The organism is Leifsonia sp. 563 (assembly GCF_040545055.1).
GTDB lineage: Bacteria > Actinomycetota > Actinomycetes > Actinomycetales > Microbacteriaceae > Leifsonia.
The window spans coordinates 525,618-541,865 of the sequence record NZ_JBEPLE010000002.1 but is presented as its reverse complement, the minus strand read 5'-3'; the positions used below and the strand labels follow the sequence as shown (position 1 = coordinate 541,865).

General features: G+C 69.1%; 16 protein-coding genes. 4 read left to right on the top strand and 12 right to left on the bottom strand.

The features are described 5' to 3' along the window. Positions 1-3: 3 nt before the first annotated feature. A complete protein-coding gene (gene bcp / locus ABIC47_RS09525) occupies positions 4-480 on the top strand; it encodes a thioredoxin-dependent thiol peroxidase (RefSeq protein WP_354479749.1) in 477 nt (158 codons plus the stop codon). Here the strand turns inward: bcp and ABIC47_RS09520 are convergent. The 7 genes from ABIC47_RS09520 to ABIC47_RS09490 form a co-directional block, all read right to left on the bottom strand. Continuing rightward, positions 477-1,241: an ABC transporter ATP-binding protein gene (locus tag ABIC47_RS09520; RefSeq protein WP_354479745.1), complete on the bottom strand. Its 765-nt coding sequence runs from the start codon at positions 1,239-1,241 to the stop codon at positions 477-479. The two genes, bcp and ABIC47_RS09520, sit on opposite strands and share 4 nt — an antisense overlap. Further along, a complete protein-coding gene (locus ABIC47_RS09515; RefSeq protein ID WP_354479742.1) occupies positions 1,238-2,053 on the bottom strand; it encodes an ATP-binding cassette domain-containing protein in 816 nt (271 codons plus the stop codon). Before ABIC47_RS09515 ends, ABIC47_RS09520 begins: the two co-directional genes overlap by 4 nt. Further along, positions 2,050-2,925 carry an ABC transporter permease gene (locus tag ABIC47_RS09510; RefSeq protein WP_354479739.1) on the bottom strand — a complete coding sequence of 292 codons (876 nt, stop codon included), beginning with the start codon at positions 2,923-2,925 and terminating at the stop codon, positions 2,050-2,052. Before ABIC47_RS09510 ends, ABIC47_RS09515 begins: the two co-directional genes overlap by 4 nt. After that, complete coding sequence (locus ABIC47_RS09505; RefSeq protein WP_089874871.1) at positions 2,922-3,884, bottom strand: ABC transporter permease; 963 nt, start codon at positions 3,882-3,884, stop codon at positions 2,922-2,924. Before ABIC47_RS09505 ends, ABIC47_RS09510 begins: the two co-directional genes overlap by 4 nt. A gap of 87 nt (positions 3,885-3,971) precedes the next feature. After that, positions 3,972-5,468, bottom strand: coding sequence for an ABC transporter substrate-binding protein (locus ABIC47_RS09500; RefSeq protein ID WP_354479735.1), 1,497 nt, complete (start codon positions 5,466-5,468; stop codon positions 3,972-3,974). Positions 5,469-5,551: 83 nt separating this feature from the next. Then, positions 5,552-6,307 carry a DUF1684 domain-containing protein gene (locus ABIC47_RS09495; RefSeq protein ID WP_354479732.1) on the bottom strand — a complete coding sequence of 252 codons (756 nt, stop codon included), beginning with the start codon at positions 6,305-6,307 and terminating at the stop codon, positions 5,552-5,554. A 35-nt stretch (positions 6,308-6,342) separates the two neighbouring features. Continuing rightward, complete coding sequence (locus ABIC47_RS09490) at positions 6,343-6,783, bottom strand: hypothetical protein (protein WP_354479730.1); 441 nt, start codon at positions 6,781-6,783, stop codon at positions 6,343-6,345. Between the two features lie 225 nt (positions 6,784-7,008). On the opposite strand from ABIC47_RS09490, the gene ABIC47_RS09485 reads away from it, so the two are divergent. Continuing rightward, positions 7,009-7,257, top strand: coding sequence for a WhiB family transcriptional regulator (locus tag ABIC47_RS09485; RefSeq protein ID WP_018190103.1), 249 nt, complete (start codon positions 7,009-7,011; stop codon positions 7,255-7,257). A gap of 140 nt (positions 7,258-7,397) precedes the next feature. Here ABIC47_RS09485 and ABIC47_RS09480 read toward each other — a convergent pair whose 3' ends face one another. Further along, positions 7,398-8,891: a sensor histidine kinase gene (locus tag ABIC47_RS09480; RefSeq protein WP_018190102.1), complete on the bottom strand. Its 1,494-nt coding sequence runs from the start codon at positions 8,889-8,891 to the stop codon at positions 7,398-7,400. A gap of 290 nt (positions 8,892-9,181) precedes the next feature. Between ABIC47_RS09480 and ABIC47_RS09475 the strand changes: the two genes are divergently transcribed. Then, the gene (locus ABIC47_RS09475) at positions 9,182-9,670 is read left to right on the top strand and encodes an Rv3235 family protein (protein ID WP_354479726.1); all 489 of its coding nucleotides are present in this window, start codon (positions 9,182-9,184) and stop codon (positions 9,668-9,670) included. Between the two features lie 61 nt (positions 9,671-9,731). Here the strand turns inward: ABIC47_RS09475 and secA are convergent, their stop codons facing one another. The 4 genes from secA to ABIC47_RS09455 all read right to left on the bottom strand — a co-directional run bounded on the left by secA (position 9,732) and on the right by ABIC47_RS09455 (position 15,094). Beyond that, positions 9,732-12,533 carry a preprotein translocase subunit SecA gene (gene secA / locus ABIC47_RS09470; RefSeq protein WP_018190100.1) on the bottom strand — a complete coding sequence of 934 codons (2,802 nt, stop codon included), beginning with the start codon at positions 12,531-12,533 and terminating at the stop codon, positions 9,732-9,734. An 81-nt stretch (positions 12,534-12,614) separates the two neighbouring features. Then, complete coding sequence (locus ABIC47_RS09465; RefSeq protein ID WP_089874863.1) at positions 12,615-13,196, bottom strand: RBBP9/YdeN family alpha/beta hydrolase; 582 nt, start codon at positions 13,194-13,196, stop codon at positions 12,615-12,617. A gap of 120 nt (positions 13,197-13,316) precedes the next feature. Continuing rightward, positions 13,317-14,228: a serine hydrolase gene (locus tag ABIC47_RS09460; protein ID WP_354479721.1), complete on the bottom strand. Its 912-nt coding sequence runs from the start codon at positions 14,226-14,228 to the stop codon at positions 13,317-13,319. Further along, positions 14,225-15,094: a LysR family transcriptional regulator gene (locus ABIC47_RS09455; protein WP_089874858.1), complete on the bottom strand. Its 870-nt coding sequence runs from the start codon at positions 15,092-15,094 to the stop codon at positions 14,225-14,227. The genes ABIC47_RS09460 and ABIC47_RS09455 overlap by 4 nt, the downstream gene beginning before the upstream one ends. Positions 15,095-15,250: 156 nt before the next feature. Between ABIC47_RS09455 and bla the strand changes: the two genes are divergently transcribed. Next, entirely contained in the window at positions 15,251-16,189 is a 939-nt protein-coding gene (gene bla, locus ABIC47_RS09450; RefSeq protein ID WP_354479718.1) for a class A beta-lactamase, read from the top strand. Positions 16,190-16,248 lie beyond the last annotated feature (59 nt).

The following is a 16,248-nucleotide window of genomic DNA, read 5'->3' as shown; positions in this document are numbered from 1 at the left end:
CCCATGACTGACGCTCGACTCGAGGCCGGCACTCCGGCCCCCGCCTTCACACTCACCGACCAGGACGGCACCGCCGTCTCGCTCTCCGACTTCGCCGGCGAGAACGTGATCGTGTACTTCTACCCGGCGGCGATGACCCCGGGGTGCACAACCGAGGCCTGCGACTTCCGCGACAACCTGAACTCGCTCAAGTCGGCCGGATACCAGGTGATCGGCATCTCGAAGGATGTGCCGGCCAGAAATAAGGAGTTCCAGGAGCAGGAGGGCCTCAACTTCCCGCTGCTGTCCGACGAAGACCTGGCCGTCCACCGCGCGTACGGCGCCTACGGCGAGAAGAAGCTCTACGGCAAGACCGTCGAGGGTGTCATCCGGTCGACGTTCGTCGTCGACCCGGACGGCACGCTCCGCCTGCCGCTCTACAACGTCAAGGCGACCGGACACGTCGCCTCGCTGCGCAAGAAGCTGGGGATCGACGCCTAAGCCGGCAAGCGGGGCACCGACGCCAGCAGGCGGCGGGTGTAGTCGTCGCGCGGCGTCCTGAGCACCTCGCTCGTGGCGCCCTGCTCGACGACGTGCCCGCCGCGCAGCACGACCGTCTGAGCGCAGAGGGCTGCGACGACGCTGAGGTCGTGCGAGACCATGACGACGGTCATCCCCTCGTTCGCCGCGAGTTCGCCGAGCAGGTCGATGATCTGGATGCGCGTCGTCACATCCAGCGCGCTCACCGGCTCGTCGGCCAGCAGCACGCGCGGCCGTGACACGATCGCCCGGGCGATGGCGATGCGCTGTCGCTGGCCGCCGGAGAACTCGTGCGGGTAGCGACGCGCCGCGTCGGCAGGAAGGGCGACGGAGTGAAGCGCCTGCGCGACGCGTTGCCGCGCCTGTTCGCCGCCCGCGAGGCCGAGGGAGGCGAGTGGTTCGCCGACGATCCGGCCGACGCTCTGCCGCGGGTCGAGGGAGGAGTACGGGTCCTGGAAGACCGGTTGTACGCTCCGGCGGAAGTCGCGCACCTGGGTGCGATCGCGAGGGTTCAGCGGCCTGCCGTCGAAGAGCACGCTGCCGCTGGTGGGCGTCGTGAGCCCCAGGAGGAGCGAGAGAGCCGTCGTCTTGCCCGCCCCGGACTCGCCGACCAGGCCGAGGCTCCGTCCCGCCTCCACGGCGAAGGAGACGTCGTCCAGCGCCGGGCTCGCCGACCGGCGGTACCGGAAGCCCGCGTCGCGCAGTTCGAGGATGGGCGTCATGGCAGCTCCAGCGCGGAATCGAGCTCGCGGGCGCTCCGCACGAGTTCGGCGGTGTACGGGTCGTGCGGGTCGGACAGCAGGCCGTCGATCGCACCCTCTTCGACGACGCGACCCTGACGCAGCACGAGCGCCCGCTGCGCCATACGGGAAACGACGGCGAGGTCGTGGCTGACGAACAGGAGCGCCATCCCGCGTTCTGCAACCAAGCGTTCGAGCAGCGCCAGCACGTCTGCCTGGACGGTCACGTCGAGCGCCGTGGTCGGCTCGTCGGCGATCAGCAGCTGCGGTCGGCAGGCGAGGGCCGCAGCGATCGCGACGCGCTGCCGCTGACCCCCGGAGATCTCCCAGGAGTAGGCGTGCGCGATGCGCTCCGGTTCGGGGAGGCCCACGTCGGCGAGCGCGTCATGCACCGCCTGACGCAGGGCATCGCCGCGCAGCGCGAGGTGCCGGCGGAGCGGCTCGGCCACCTGACGCCCGAGACGCATCAGCGGGTCGAGGGCGGTCATCGGCTCCTGGAAGACGGTCGACGCCACCCGGCCGCGCAGCGCGACGAGCTCGCGCTCCCGCGCGCCGATGACCGGCACGCCGTCGAGCAGGACGCTGCCGGTCGCGTGCAGTCCTTCGGGCAGTAGACCGGTGAGGGCGAACGACGTCAGCGATTTGCCCGAGCCGGACTCGCCGATCAGGCTGAGCCGCTCCCCCGCGTCGAGACGGAACGACACGTCGCGTACGAGCACGTCGCCGTCCCGTGTCGCGATGCTCAGGCCGTCGACCTCGAGGAGGCCGCGCGCCGCATTGTTGTGGGCACTCATCGCGACCTCCTGCGGGTCGGGTCGGCCACATCCCGGAGGCCGTCGGCCACCAGGTTGACGCCGATCACGAGCACGACCAGGGCCACGCCAGGGGCGATCGCACCGGCAGGAGCCGTGGACACCGTCCCCTGAGCCTCCTGCAGCAGGCGCCCCCAGGAGGCGTTGGGCGGCGGCGCCCCGAGCCCCAGGTACGAGAGGCTCGCCTCGGCGAGCACGGCCACTCCGAACTGCAGCGCGAGGTTCACGCTCAGCGTCGGCCAGATGTTCGGCAGGATGTGCCGTGCGATGATCCCCGGCGACGAGGTGCCGGAGGTGCGCGCGGCCGTGACGTACTGCTGCGACAGCACCCGCTTGGCGAGGACGCGCGTCAGCCGGGCCACGACCGCCGACATGGCGAGCCCGATCGCGACGATGGCCGTGCCGAGCGACGCCCCCTGGGCGGCCACGATCAGCATCGCCAGGAGCAATGTGGGGAAGGCGATCAGGATATCGAGCACGGCCGACAGCGTGTCGTCCAGCCATTTGGTCGCGAACGCGGCGAGCAGGCCGAGGGTGCCGCCCACCACCGCACCGATCGCGACGGAACCGAGGCCGACGGCCAAGGCGATGCGCGCCCCGATCATCAGCTGGGTCACCAGGTCGCGCCCGAACCGGTCCGTTCCCAGCCAGTGCGCCGCGCTCGGCTGCTCGAGCCGCGTGCCGGAGGTGTCGGACTGCGCGTACGGCAGCCAGAAGAACGACACGACGGCGACGATCACCACCAGGCCGACCAGGACGAGCCCGATGCCGAGCGTCAGCGAACGGCGGGCGCGGCGCCGCCCCCGCGCTTCTGGTGCGGCCGCCTCGGCCGCCTGCTCGACGATCGCGCTCATGTGTTCCCCGAGATGCTGCGACGGAGGCGCGGGTCGACGAGCCGCTGTGCGATGTCGGCGAGGAAGCCGACGATCAGCACGAGCAGCGTCGAGACGAACAGGATGCCCTGGATGTTCGGGTAGTCGTGCTGCTCGATGGCCTTCAGCAGCATGCTGCCGAGCCCGGGCAGGGTGAAGACGCTCTCGACGACGACCGCTCCGAGGAACGTCGTGGCGAGCTCGATCCCCAGCACGGAGATCACGGGCACAGCGCCATTGCGCAGACCGTGGCGCCACATCGCTCCCGCGAAACCCGACCCCAGTGCGCGGGCGTTGCGCAGATAGTCGCTGCCGATCACATCCAGCGTCGCGCTCCGAACATAACGGGAGATGGAGGCGCTCATCACGATCGCGATCGTCACGACCGGCAGGGCGAGAGAGGTCAGGGCCTCGGCCGGATCGGACCAGTCGTCACGCGGGAATCCGCCGGACGGGAACCACCCGAGGGTGATCGCGAAGACATCGACCAGCAGGATGCCCACCCAGAACACGGGCACGGCGATGCCCAGCTGAGAGAACGCGGACAGCAGGACGCCGTACCAGCGGTCGGCCTTCCACGCCGCGACGAAGCCGATCGGCAGCGCGAGCACGAGCGCCAGGACGAACGAGAGGAGCGTCAGCGGGATGGTCACGGACAGCCGCGCGGCGATCTCGGGGCCGACGGGCAGCGAGCTGATGAACGACTCGCCGAGATCGAGCGACACCAGGCTGCCGAACCACGAGAAGAACTGCTGCAGCAGCGGCTGATCGCTGCCGACCTGGTGCTGCGCCGCCGCGATCTGCTCCTTCGTGGCTCCGACGGAGAGCAGCGCGTTCGACGGGTCGCCCGGCAGCACACGGAGTAGGAAGAACAGCACGACCATGGCCAGCAGCAGCGACACCACGAGGAACGCGGTGCGACGCAGGAGGTAGAGAGCCATGGTGGTTTTCAGCGTAGATGCTCGGGGAGCCGGTCGGCTCCCCGAGCATCAGGGTTGTGGGAAGAGCGGTCCTTGTGGAGAACCGGCCTACTTCTTGACGATGTCGTACGCGAAGAACTGCGAGTTCAGTCCGTTGACCGGGTAGCCGCTTACGTCGCTGTCAGCGACGACGATCTGCGGGTACAGGTACAGCCAGGCGCTGGCGGCATCCTTCGCGATCTGTTCGTTGACCAGCTTCAGCTTGGCGGTCTGATCGGCCGTCGTGCTCGCCTGCTCGGCCTCGTTCACCCACGCGGTCACCTGCGGGTTGTCATAGCCCCAGTAGAAGTCCGGGTTTCCGTACCAGACCACATCGCGGTCGTTGACGTGCTCCTGCAGCGTCGCGGTGAAGTCGTGGTTCTTGAACACCTTCGTGTACCATTCGTCCGCCGAGATGGAGTTGATGTTCACGGTGACGCCGACCTTCGCCAGCTCGCTCTTCAGGAACTCGGCGACCGCGGGGTGCGGGTCGTACGTGGGCGTGTCGAGCGTGAAGGTGAACCCGTTCGCGAGACCGGCCTCGGCCAGCTCCTTCTTGGCGAGGTTCACGTCGTACGGGTTGACCTTCGTGAGGTCCTCGTACCAGGGGTCGCTCGGCGGAACCATCGAGCCGATCAGCGTTCCGTAGTCGCCCCAGATCGAGTTGAGCAGCTTCTTGGTGTCGATCGCCGAATAGACCGCCTTCCGGACCTCGACGTTGTTGAAGGGGGCCACCTTGTCGTTGAACGCCAGGAGCTCCTTGGTCGTCGACTTGCCGTCGGAGATCGTGTAGTCCTTGTTTCCCTTGAAGGTGCTGAGGGCGTCGGGGCTCTGGATGCTCGTCACGATGTCGACCTGCTTGGTCTGGAGCGCGTTCGACAGGGCGGAGGCGTCGGTGAAGTAGTCGAACTCCACCTCCTTGTTCTTCGCCTTGTCGCCCCAGTAGCCGCTCCAGCGCTCGAGGCTGAGCGAGCTGCCGCGCTTCCAGGTGCCGAGCGTGTACGGGCCGGTGCCGTCCTCCGCGGTCTTGTAGTTCGACGTACCCGGGCCGTAGATCCACACGTAGCTGAGGTTGTACGGCAGCGAGATGGACCGCGAGGACAGGGTGATGGTCACCGTCTTGTTGTCCGGGGTGTCGATGCTCTTGATGACCTCGAGCTGCGACTTGCGCGCCGACTGCGAGTCATCGGACGTGACGCGCTCGATGCTGCGCTTCACGTCGGCGCTGGTGAGCGGCTTGCCGGAGTGGAACTTCACCCCGTCACGCAGGGTGAACGTGTACGTGAGGCCGTCGGCGCTCGTGGTGTACTTCGTCGCGAGCAGCGGCTCCACCTTGCCCTCGTCGGTGAGCTTGAACAGCCCCTCGTAGACGTTGCCGTTGAGCGCCTCGGTGACGCCCTGGCCGCCTCCGGCGGTGTTGTCGAGGTTGACCGGCTCATAGAGCGAGCCGATCGCGATGGTCGCGCCGTCACCGCCAGCGGACGACGAGCCGCCCGCGCAGCCCGCGAGCGTTAGGGCCGACGCCAGGCCGATCGCGAGCGCAGCGAACAAGGGGGTCTTTCTCACGGTGGTTCTCCAGTGCTGTGGGGGGGTGGATGCTTCGGTGCTTCGGTGCTTCGGTGCTTCGGTGCTTCGGGCGCTCGGCCCGCTCAGTGCTGTGCGCCGCCGCGGAAGGTCACGCGCTTCTCCCCCGCGGTGACCGCGACGGGGAAGCGGTTGTTGCGCGGCGGCAGCGGACAGTTGTACTGGTCCGAGAACCCGCACGGCGGTACGAAGGCGCGGTTGAAGTCGAGGACGACGTGGTCGTCGACGTGCTCGACGAAGAGGAAGCGGCCGGACGCGTAGGTCCCGTCCTTCCCCTCGGCGCCGTTGGTCGGGTCGCCGAACACCAGGAGCAGCGTCCCATCGTCGTCGAAGGCGCTCAACGTGTACGCGACGCCGTCCCGTTCGAACGTGATGTCGCCGGGCACCACCAGCTCGCGGGTCAGCCCGTTGTCACGGATGTGCTCGAACGGAATGGTGCGGTCGTCGCTGACGGGCGTGAACGTCGCCTCGATGACCCAGCTGGGGTCGAAGGGGAAGACCTCGATGGTCTCGAAGTCGCGGATGGCGGGGGATGCCGCATCCCAGAGCCGAATGCCGCGCTCGACCTCTCCGGTCTCCAGGCTGCGGCGCGTGAGCTCTGTGGCGGTGACCGTCGCCGGATGGCCGGCCAGGGCCTCCTCCGGAGTCGTGGTGTCGCCCTCCTGCAGCCACCGCGTCTCGATGAGAGCGAGGTTGCCGGTGGGCGCCGTCACGCTGCTCAAGCGGTTCGCACGCCAGGCGTCCCAGCCTGCGCGGGCGCGCTCGATGGTCGCGGAGGAGGCGGAGGTCTGTGTGGAGATATCAGTCACGATGCCGGACATAACCATCCGAGTCTCCGCCTTGTTCCCGGTGGACGCTATTCGTGTTGCTCCATGTTGCGGGCCGTGGCCCGGACCACCGCCGGGGAGACGGCGAGGACGCCCGCGACGACCGCCGGCACCAGGAGCGCCCAGCCGACGTCCGGCCGCGCATAGAACCCCTGGAAGCATCCGATGGCGACGGCGAGCTGGAGGATCTGGATGGTCAGCGCCGACGCGCGTGCCCAACTCCGCAGCCGCAGGATGCCGACGAGTGTCGCGATCAGCCAGGCCGCCGCGAGCAGGACGAGGACCACGATCGCTACCGCGGACGGGTACGACTCGGGCTTCTGCGTGAGCAGTTCGTACACCAGCCAGCAGGCGACACCGACCACGAGGACCGTCTCCAGGGCGAGGATGACGGTCAGCACCGTGAGGAGGCGCGGACGCGACGGGCGGCGCTCCGTGGCCGCCTCCGGGGCGTTCTGGGGGTCGGGCACTATAGCATCCTGACGTTTCCGGCTCGTGTTCTCAGCGTTATCCCATACAAAACTATTGATTCGCAATAACCGCTATGGGAGCATATTCAACGGTCGAGTTAACGCTCACAGGGTCGTGGGCAGGTCTGATTCCCCACGGATCTAAGCACCCTGCAACCCGACTGCTTATCTGCATTCTATGGCCCTCTCGGGTCAGGAACCCCAGTAAACAAGGAGCACATCTTCATGGATTGGCGCGACAAAGCCGCCTGCCTCACCGCGGACCCCGAGCTTTTCTTCCCGGTTGGCAACACCGGCCCTGCGGTCGACCAGATCGACAAGGCCAAGGCGGTCTGCGCACGCTGCACCGTGACCGAGATCTGCCTTCAGTACGCCCTCGAGACCGGTCAGGACTCGGGTGTCTGGGGCGGGCTCTCCGAGGACGAGCGCCGCGCCCTCAAGCGCCGCGCTGCGCGCGCACGCCGCGCGTCCTGACGCTCCACCCGCTTCTCACTCGTCGGCGCGGGCCATACCCTCCCGCGCGTCCGACACAGCCGAGGCGGCGCTCACACACCTAGCATCGAGCGCCCCTCGGCATTTTTCATGCCCGGATTCCTACGCGGCTTGGTCGCCGTTCAGATCTTGGTGAGGTAGCGCAACGGGACCTCGATGGTCACCTCGGTGCCCTGCCCCATCATCGTGTGCCAGTCGATCGCACCGCCGAGCTCGCCCTGGATGAGCGTGCGGACGATCTGCGTCCCCAGGCCGGTCCCGACCTTGCCCTCCGGGAGGCCCGAGCCGTTGTCGACGACCTTGACGGTCAGCGACTCCTCGGACCGGTGGGCGACGATCTCGACCTCTCCTTCGCGCCCGGCCAGCCCGTGCTCGACCGCGTTGGTCACGAGCTCCGTGAGCGCCAGTGCGAGCGGCGTCGCGTACTCCGACGGCAGCTGGCCGAAGGTGCCCGACTTCTTCGGGTGCACGGTCGTGGTGTGGCTCGCCGCGACCTCGGCCACCAGCAGCAGCACGCGATCGAAAACGTCGTCGAAGTCGACGATCTGCGCGAGCCCGGTCGACAGGGTGTCGTGGACGACGGCGATGGCCGCGACCCGGCGCATGGCCTGACTGAGAGCCTCGCGTGCCTCCTCCGAGTGGGTGCGGCGCGCCTGGATGCGCAGGAGGGATGCCACGGTCTGGAGGTTGTTCTTCACCCGGTGATGGATCTCGCGGATGGTCGCATCCTTCGTGATCAGCTCGCGCTCCTGGTGGCGCTGCTCCGAGACGTCGCGGCAGAGCACGATGGCCCCGACGCGCTCACCGCGGTTCCGGATGGGGATGGCGCGGAGCGATACCGTGACGCCGCGGGCCTCGATGTCGGTGCGCCAGGGGGCGCGGCCGGTCACCACCAGCGGCAGCGACTCGTCGACGGTGATGGTGCCGGCGAGGAGACCGGTCGTCACCGTGGCGAGGGACTCCCCCTCGAGCTCGCCGGTGAAGCCCATCCGGTTGAAAGCGCTCAGCGCGTTGGGGCTGGCGAACGTGGTGACCCCGTCGACGTCGAGCCGGATGAGACCGTCAGCCGCACGAGGCGCCCCTCGGCGAGGCGCGGCCGGGGCACCGAGGTCCGGGAAGTCTCCGGTCGCGATCATGTTGAAGAGATCGTTGGCGCACTCGTTGAACGTCAGCTCCTGCCGACTCGGCGTACGCGCCTCGCTCAGGTTGGTGTGGCGCGTGATCACCGCCACGGGTTCCGGCGCGGTGTCCGGGGAGTGGACGGTCAGGCGGCGGATCACGGGAACGGCGCGCACCCGCGTCGGGGTCTCCTCGTACCAATCCGGCGCTGACGTGTCGATGATCTGCTTCGACCGATAGGCGTCGGTCACCTGCTGGCGCCACTCCGGCTTGATGCGCTGACCGACGAAGTCGCGGTAGAAGAGTGTGGCAGCCGAGGACGGACGGGCGTGCGCCACCGCGACGAAGTCGTCATCGGCGGTCGGCACCCACAGCACGATGTCCGCGAAGGCGAGGTCGGCGAGCAGCTGCCAGTCGCCGACGAGGCCGTGCAGCCACTCGACGTCCTCTTCCGAGGAGCGGCCGTGAGCGTGAACGAGATCGCTGAGGGTGGACATCACCCCATCCTAAACGGCGCTCCGACAGGCATGACGAGAGTTATCCACAACGCGTTTATGCCCTGGTCCGCCGCGCGCCAACCTGTTTGAGTGAGGCATCGTACATATCACGGGTCTATTTCAGCACCGACCACCGACACACCCCCTCGGGAGAAAAAATGCACCACCTCGCCCTCGCACCCGCGACCCCGTCCACCACCGGAATTCCCGGTGATCGGGCCGCGGATCCCGGCCGTTCCGGCATCCGACCCGGAGACCGCTCCGTGGCCTATCCGGCTCCCCATCCGGGGTTGCCCGAGGCCGTTGTCGCGTTGCCGAACGAGCACCCTGCCGGGCGGCTGACCCCGGGCCGCGCTGACCGCCGTACCCCAATTGCGGTCACCGGGCTCGGACGGCCTCGGACGGTCGGAGGGGCCATCGTCGAGTTCCCCGCGGGCGACGAGCCGAGTCCGGCGACGCTGTGCTCCAACCTCGCGAGATCGGTCGTGGAGATCCTCGCGGGCGCGCGCCCGCTCGATCAGATCGGCCGCTGGGTGAGCGACTCCGTCTACGTCCATCTGCTGCGACGCACCATGCTCACCGTCCAGGCGCGGACCACGGCGGCCGAGAACCCGTTGCGACCGCGCATGACCATCGGCGATCCTGTCCTGGCGTTCCCGGTCGATGGCGTCGTCGAAGCGGTCGTCATGGTCCACCAGCCCGCTCGTTCCCGCGCCGTGGCGATCCGCCTGGAGCGACACCGCGCCCGCTGGCGCGCCACGGCCATCAACGTCCTCTAGCCGGGAAGACGACGATGGCGGCCCCGCAGGGCCGCCATCGTCATGGTGATCGGTTGCGCGATCAGCGCTTCTTCGCCTGCGCGCGACGCTCTGCGCGGTTCGCGGGGGCCTCGTCCGAGGACTCGACGCGCTGGCCGAAGGCACCGCGCTGGTTCGACGCCTGCGCGGGCGGAGCGGCCGGGGCGGCCTGCTGCTGAGCGCGCTGCGCACGGGCGGTCGCTGCCTGCTCGAGCTGACCGCGCTGGTTGCGCACCTCGACGCCGCCCTGCTCGGCGGGAGCCGAGTAGCTGAGCTTCGTGTCGCTCTCGCCCCGCGCGAGGCCCTTCGCGGCGACGGCAGGAGCCTCGACCTCTCCGGGGGCCTGATTGACCTCGACCTCCAGGTTGAACAGGAAGCCGATGGTCTCCTCGCGGATGGCGCCCATCATCTGCTGGAACATGGCGTAGCCCTCGCGCTGGTACTCGACCAGCGGGTCGCGCTGAGCCATCGCACGGAGGCCGATGCCGTCCTTCAGGTAGTCCATCTCGTAGAGGTGGTCGCGCCAGCGGCGGTCGATGACCGAGAGCACGACGCGGCGCTCCAACTCGCGCATCGCCGGAGCGCCCAGCGACTCTTCGCGACGCTGGTAGGCGATCCGGGCGTCAGAGAGGATCTCGCGGCGCATGAACTCGCGGTTGATCTTGCCCTTGTTGCCGGCCTCCGAGATCACCTCGTCGATGCTGACACCGACCGGGTAGAGGGTCTTGAGCTCGGCCCACAGGGCGTCGAAGTCCCAGTCGTCGCCGCTCCCCTCGCCGGTGTGCTGGTCGAGGATGTCGTCGATCACGTCGGTGAGGAACTGCTGCACGCGCTCGTGCAGGTCGTCGCCCTCGAGCACGTGACGGCGGTCGCTGTAGATCGCCTCGCGCTGGCGGTTCAGGACGTCGTCGTACTTGAGCACGTTCTTGCGGATCTCGGCGTTGCGGGCCTCGACCTGCGACTGCGCGCTGCGGATGGCGCGGCTGACGACCTTCGACTCGATGGCCATGTCGTCCGGGACGCTGCTCCGGCCCATGAGGCTCTCCGCCGCGCCCGCGTTGAAGAGGCGCATCAGGTCGTCGGTGAGCGACAGGTAGAACCGGCTCTCGCCCGGGTCGCCCTGACGGCCGGAACGACCGCGGAGCTGGTTGTCGATGCGCCGGGACTCGTGGCGCTCGGTACCGAGCACGTAGAGACCGCCGGCCTCGATGACCTTCTCGGCCTCCTCGGCGACCTGCGCCTTGACGTTCTCGAAGACGCCCTCCCAGGCGGCCTCGTACTCGTCCGGTGTCTCGACCGGCGACAGACCGCGGGCGTTCATCTCGGCGACGGCGAGGAACTCGGAGTTGCCGCCGAGCATGATGTCGGTACCGCGGCCGGCCATGTTTGTGGCGACGGTCACGGCGCCGAGACGCCCGGCCTGGGCGACGATCGCGGCCTCGCGCGCGTGGTTCTTCGCGTTGAGGACCTCGTGTCGGACGCCCCGCTTGGCGAGCAGACGCGAGAGGTACTCGCTCTTCTCGACCGAGGTGGTGCCGACCAGCACCGGCTGGCCCTTCTCGTGACGCTTCACGATGTCCTCGACCACCTGGTCGAACTTCGCCTTCTCGTTCTTGTAGACGAGGTCGGACTGGTCGATGCGCTGCATCGGCTTGTTGGTCGGGATGGGCACGACGCCGAGCTTGTAGGTGCTCATGAACTCGGCGGCCTCGGTCTCGGCCGTACCGGTCATGCCGGAGAGCTTCTTGTAGAGACGGAAGTAGTTCTGCAGCGTGACGGTCGCGAGGGTCTGGTTCTCGGCCTTGACCTCCACGCCCTCCTTCGCCTCGATCGCCTGGTGGATGCCCTCGTTGTAGCGGCGGCCCACCAGGATGCGGCCGGTGTGCTCGTCGACGATGAGCACCTCGCCGTTCATCACCACGTAGTCCTTGTCGCGCTTGAACAGCGCGTTCGCCTTGATGGCGTTGTTGAGGAACGAGATGAGCGGGGTGTTGGCCGACTCGTAGAGGTTGTCGATGCCGAGGTAGTCCTCGACCTTCTCGATGCCCGGCTCGAGCACACCGACGGTGCGCTTCTTCTCATCCACCTCATAGTCCACGTCGGGCGTGAGGCGCTTCGCCAGGTTGGCGAACTCGTTGAACCAGCGGTTCGCCTCGCCGGAGGAGGGACCGGAGATGATAAGTGGCGTGCGCGCCTCGTCGATGAGGATCGAGTCGACCTCGTCCACGATCGCGAAGAAGTGGCCGCGCTGCACCATGTCGCTCGCCTGCCAGGCCATGTTGTCGCGCAGGTAGTCGAACCCGAACTCGTTGTTGGTGCCGTAGGTGATGTCGGCCGCGTACTGCTCGCGGCGCTCCTCCGGGGTCTGGCCGGCGAGGATCACGCCGGTCGTCATCCCGAGGGCGCGGAACACGCGCCCCATCAGCTCGGACTGGTAGCTCGCCAAGTAGTCGTTCACGGTGACGATGTGGACGCCGCGGCTCGCGATCGCGTTGAGGTAGGCCGCGGTGGTCGCGACGAGGGTCTTGCCCTCACCGGTCTTCATCTCGGCGATGTTGCCGAGGTGAAGGGCCGCGCCGCCCATGATCTGCACGTCGAAGTGACGCATCCCGAGGGTGCGCTTGGCCGCCTCGCGGACGGCCGCAAAAGCTTCGGGGAGCAGGTCGTCGAGTGATTCGCCGTTGCCGTAGCGCTCGCGCAGCTCGACGGTCTCGTGCGCGAGTTCCTCATCGGTGAGTTCGCTGAAGTCGTCTTCGAGGGCGTTGACCGCCTTCGCGTACGCCTCCAGCCGACGGAGGGTACGGCCCTCGCCAACACGGAGGACCTTTTCCAGAACTGAGGCCACTGATGCACTCCACTTACGCTCGGTCGGGCTGACAGCCCGGCGCCCCGGCGGACGCACGCCGGACGGCATACTCCGCCGACGCTAGAGACATGCTACTTGTTCCGCCCTGACGTTCGACCTGCCCGGCCTGGGAGGACTCTGGATGCCGGCGGCGAACGCGGTGAGGAGGTGCGCTCCTTCCTCCCAGTCGCCGAGGTTGCTCGCCGAGTTGAGGTGTCCGCGTGGGCCGAGGGAGACGCTGGCGGCACCCCACTGAGCCGCGAACCGCTCCGCGCGCTCCGGCGAGCAGTACGGGTCGTCGCTGCTGTTGATCATGAGGACAGGGGCGGCGGGCGTGACATCGAGCCCTGCCGAGAACGATTCGGCTTCCCGGGGGAACCGGGGACCTGCCGGATCTGGGGCTGCCACCAGGAACAGGCCGGCGACGTTCTCCGGATGGAGATGCGCCCAGCGGACTGCGAGCAGGCAGCCGAGGCTGTGGGCGACCAGGACCGCCCTGGCCCCGCCGACCGCCCGATCGAGAGCACGGGACCAGTCATCCGCATCCGGTTCGTCCCAGGAGGACGGCTCGATGCGGCGCATCCCGGGATGACGGGACTCCCAGATCGATTGCCAATGCTCGCGATCCGAGCCTCCGATGCCCGGCACGATGACTGTTCGCATGCACGCCCTTCCGGTTGTTGTGGATGGTGGAGAGTGCCGTTCGACCGGTCGCTGACCACGATCGTAGGAAACCGTGCGCGTCGGCTGCAATCTCGACGTCGTCTATGCCGGAGGGATGAGTCAGCTCCAGGCGCGTCGACGGAGCTCGTCATGCAGCTCGCGGGCGACGCGCCCCAGGAGCGCTTCGGCGGCGGGCTGCTGCACGGCGGCGACGCTCGACTCGGTCAGCGCCACGACGGCGAACGCCGAGCCGTCCGCGTGCTCCACGGCGCCCGCTTCGTGGCGCAGGGTGAGCAGCGTGCCCGTCTTGGACCACCAGGTCGACGCGTCCGACACGAACTCGGGTGCGAGGCGCGCGCGGTGGACGTTCGCGGCCATGAGCTCGCGCATCCGCGACGCGACGGCCTCCGGCACGCGGGGACGCCAGAGGTCCTCCAGCCAGTCGGCCAGATCGCGTGCGGTCGCACGCGTGGCGTCGGCGGCACCGAGACGGGCGACGGTGTTCCCCCCGCCCGGCGTGCGGCCAGCGATGGCGAGCCGGTGCGCGAGGTGCGCATCCGTCGGCGGGAGCTGCTCCGCCAGCGTCCGCGAGAGCTCCCCCGCATCGTGCCGGATGATCAGCCCGGGACGGCCGAGCTCGGCGAGGAGTTCCGCGACGCGTTCCGGCGGGGTGAGGGCGAAGAGCGCGTCGGAGGCGGACCCGTCGCTCAGGGCGACGCTGAGGTAGACGAGGTCTTCGAGGGCGACGGTCGCGGGATGCCGGAACCGGGAGATCCCGGTCGGACCCGGTGTGGAAACGCGGCCGGGCGGCACGGTGACCGGCTGGTCGGGCGCGAGCTCCCCACGTCGCATACGCTCCAGGGTCGCGATGCCGAGGGGGATCTTGACCAGCGACGCGATCGGACGCGGTGTATCGGCGTCGATCGCGAGTTCGTCTCCGGTGGCCAGGTCGCGCACCAGGAACCCGCCGCTCAACCCGCCCGCCTGCAGCTGCGAGACCAGCCGATCGATGAGCTGCTGCTCGTCGATCACGGGCGGCCCTGCCCGAGGGCGCGTGCCAGCGCACGCTCGGCACGCGAACCGAGGCGGCCGATGAGGTCTGGCTCGTCCGAGGCCAAGCCGTAGCCGCGTTCCAGGTCGAGCTCGGCGAGCAGGCTCCAGGACAGCCCGAGTTCCGCCGCGCGGGCCTCGGTGCTCAGCAGCAGGTCGCCGGCGAGGACATCGGCGATCGTGCTGGAGAGCGACCCGGCCTTCCCGAGCTGGTGCGGCAGGAGCGCGTGAGCGTCCCGGAGCGCGGTGAGGGGGTCCCGGATGGCCGGGATGTCGTCCTCGGCCTCGTAGAGCAGGCGCGTCGGGGCGTCGGCGTCCGACCGCCGGGGTCGGATCGAGCCGAAGAAGAAGGGGCCGGGATCCGCGTGTGCTGAGGCGACCCCGAGTCGGACGCGCCACCGCGCCTCCTCCCGGGGCACGGACAGGACGGCCGCCTGGACGGCCCCCGATCCGAAGGCGTCGGCTCGCGCCTCGGGATCTCCGGACATCGTCTCCACCGCAACGCCGCTCCCCCGGCTCGCCGCGATGAAGGCGCCGACCGCGGTGGGCGCGCAGCCCTCGGGGACTGCGATCCGGAGAACGGATGCGCGCGAGCGGCGCGCCTGAGCCTCGAGTTCGCCGGCCGCCGCGGTGACCTGCCGTGCGGCGCCCAGCACACCGCGTCCGAACGGGGTCAGCTGCGGACGGCGGGTCGAGCGGTCGAAGAGCGCCTCACCGAGGTGTGCCTCGAGCGCGGCGATGCGTCTGCTCGCGACCGACTGCTGCATCCCCGCGGCGGCGGCTCCGACCGTGAAGCTGCCGCGGTCGCTGACGCTCACGAACGCGCGGCAGGCGGCGACGATATCCATGGGGCCGGATACTAGCGAGCGGGGCTTCGTGGGAGCAGACAGAGGTCGGCGGCGACTCATGCCAGATCGTCATCGAACTGCGCGCGGGCGTCTGAGCGCCGCCGGCCGGGCTGCGGTTGCCTGGGAGCAGCACCTCCCGTGAAAGGACTCTTTGTCATGATCCATCGCCCGATCCGCTCACTCACCGCGCTCGTCATCGCCGTCGTCGCGCTCACCGGTTGCTCCACCACCGGTGTCGCGTCGCCGTCGACGTCGCCTCACTCGGCGTCGCCTCACTCGCCGTCGACGCGCGCCGCCGATCCACGCTCCGAGGCGGCGGCGCGCGCGCTGGCCGAGCTGGAGTCGCAGTACGGGGCGACCATCGGCGTGTATGCCGTGGACACCGGCACGGGCCGGTCTGTGGGCTACCGCCAGGACGACCGCTTCGCGTACGCGTCGACCTCAAAGGTACTGCTCGCCGGCGCGGTCCTCGCGCGGTCGTCGGACGAGCAGCTGGATGCCACGGTTCCGTACACCAGCGACGATCTGGTCTCCTACTCTCCTGTCACCGAGACCATGGCGGGCGCCGGGATGCCGCTGCGCGACGTCATCGCGGCGGCGCTGCAGAAGAGCGACAACACCGCGGCGAACCTGCTGTTCCGTCAACTGGGCGGGCCGGCCGAACTCGAGAAGTCACTCCGTGCGCTGGGCGACGAGACGACGGAGGTCGAGCGCACGGAGCCCGACCTCAACGAGGCCGCTCCGGGCGACCCGCGGGACACGAGCACTCCCCGCGCCCTCGCCGCCGATCTGCGCGCGTACGCCCTCGGCGACGAGCTCCCCGCAAACAGGCGGAAGCTCCTCGTCGACGACATGACCGGGAACGCCACGGGCGATCCGCTCATCCGGGCAGGGGCGCCGACCGGATGGACCGTGTCCGACAAGTCGGGTGCCGCGTCCTTCGGAACGCGAAACGACATCGCGGTGTTGACGGCACCGGGCCATGCACCGGTCGTGATGGTCGTACTCTCCCGCAAAGCGGACAAGGACGCCGCCTACGACAACGCGCTGGTCGCGGACACCGCGAAGATCCTGTCGACGGCGCTGGGGCTGTGACGCCGCAGCCGTGACGGAGTCGATGGCGGCCGCCGCCCGGGCGGCCGCCATCGACGCTC

Bases quoted from the DNA above. Each gene is read 5' to 3' on its own strand.
- ABIC47_RS09465 (WP_089874863.1), bottom strand. From the start codon at position 13,196: ATGCGAACAGTCATCGTGCCGGGCATCGGAGGCTCGGATCGCGAGCAT.
- ABIC47_RS09510 (WP_354479739.1), bottom strand. From the start codon at position 2,925: ATGAGCGCGATCGTCGAGCAGGCGGCCGAGGCGGCCGCACCAGAAGCG.
- ABIC47_RS09485 (WP_018190103.1), top strand. From the start codon at position 7,009: ATGGATTGGCGCGACAAAGCCGCCTGCCTCACCGCGGACCCCGAGCTT.
- bcp (WP_354479749.1), top strand. From the start codon at position 4: ATGACTGACGCTCGACTCGAGGCCGGCACTCCGGCCCCCGCCTTCACA.
- ABIC47_RS09505 (WP_089874871.1), bottom strand. From the start codon at position 3,884: ATGGCTCTCTACCTCCTGCGTCGCACCGCGTTCCTCGTGGTGTCGCTG.
- ABIC47_RS09495 (WP_354479732.1), bottom strand. From the start codon at position 6,307: ATGTCCGGCATCGTGACTGATATCTCCACACAGACCTCCGCCTCCTCC.
- ABIC47_RS09515 (WP_354479742.1), bottom strand. From the start codon at position 2,053: ATGAGTGCCCACAACAATGCGGCGCGCGGCCTCCTCGAGGTCGACGGC.
- ABIC47_RS09455 (WP_089874858.1), bottom strand. From the start codon at position 15,094: ATGGATATCGTCGCCGCCTGCCGCGCGTTCGTGAGCGTCAGCGACCGC.
- ABIC47_RS09480 (WP_018190102.1), bottom strand. From the start codon at position 8,891: ATGTCCACCCTCAGCGATCTCGTTCACGCTCACGGCCGCTCCTCGGAA.
- ABIC47_RS09520 (WP_354479745.1), bottom strand. From the start codon at position 1,241: ATGACGCCCATCCTCGAACTGCGCGACGCGGGCTTCCGGTACCGCCGG.
- bla (WP_354479718.1), top strand. From the start codon at position 15,251: ATGATCCATCGCCCGATCCGCTCACTCACCGCGCTCGTCATCGCCGTC.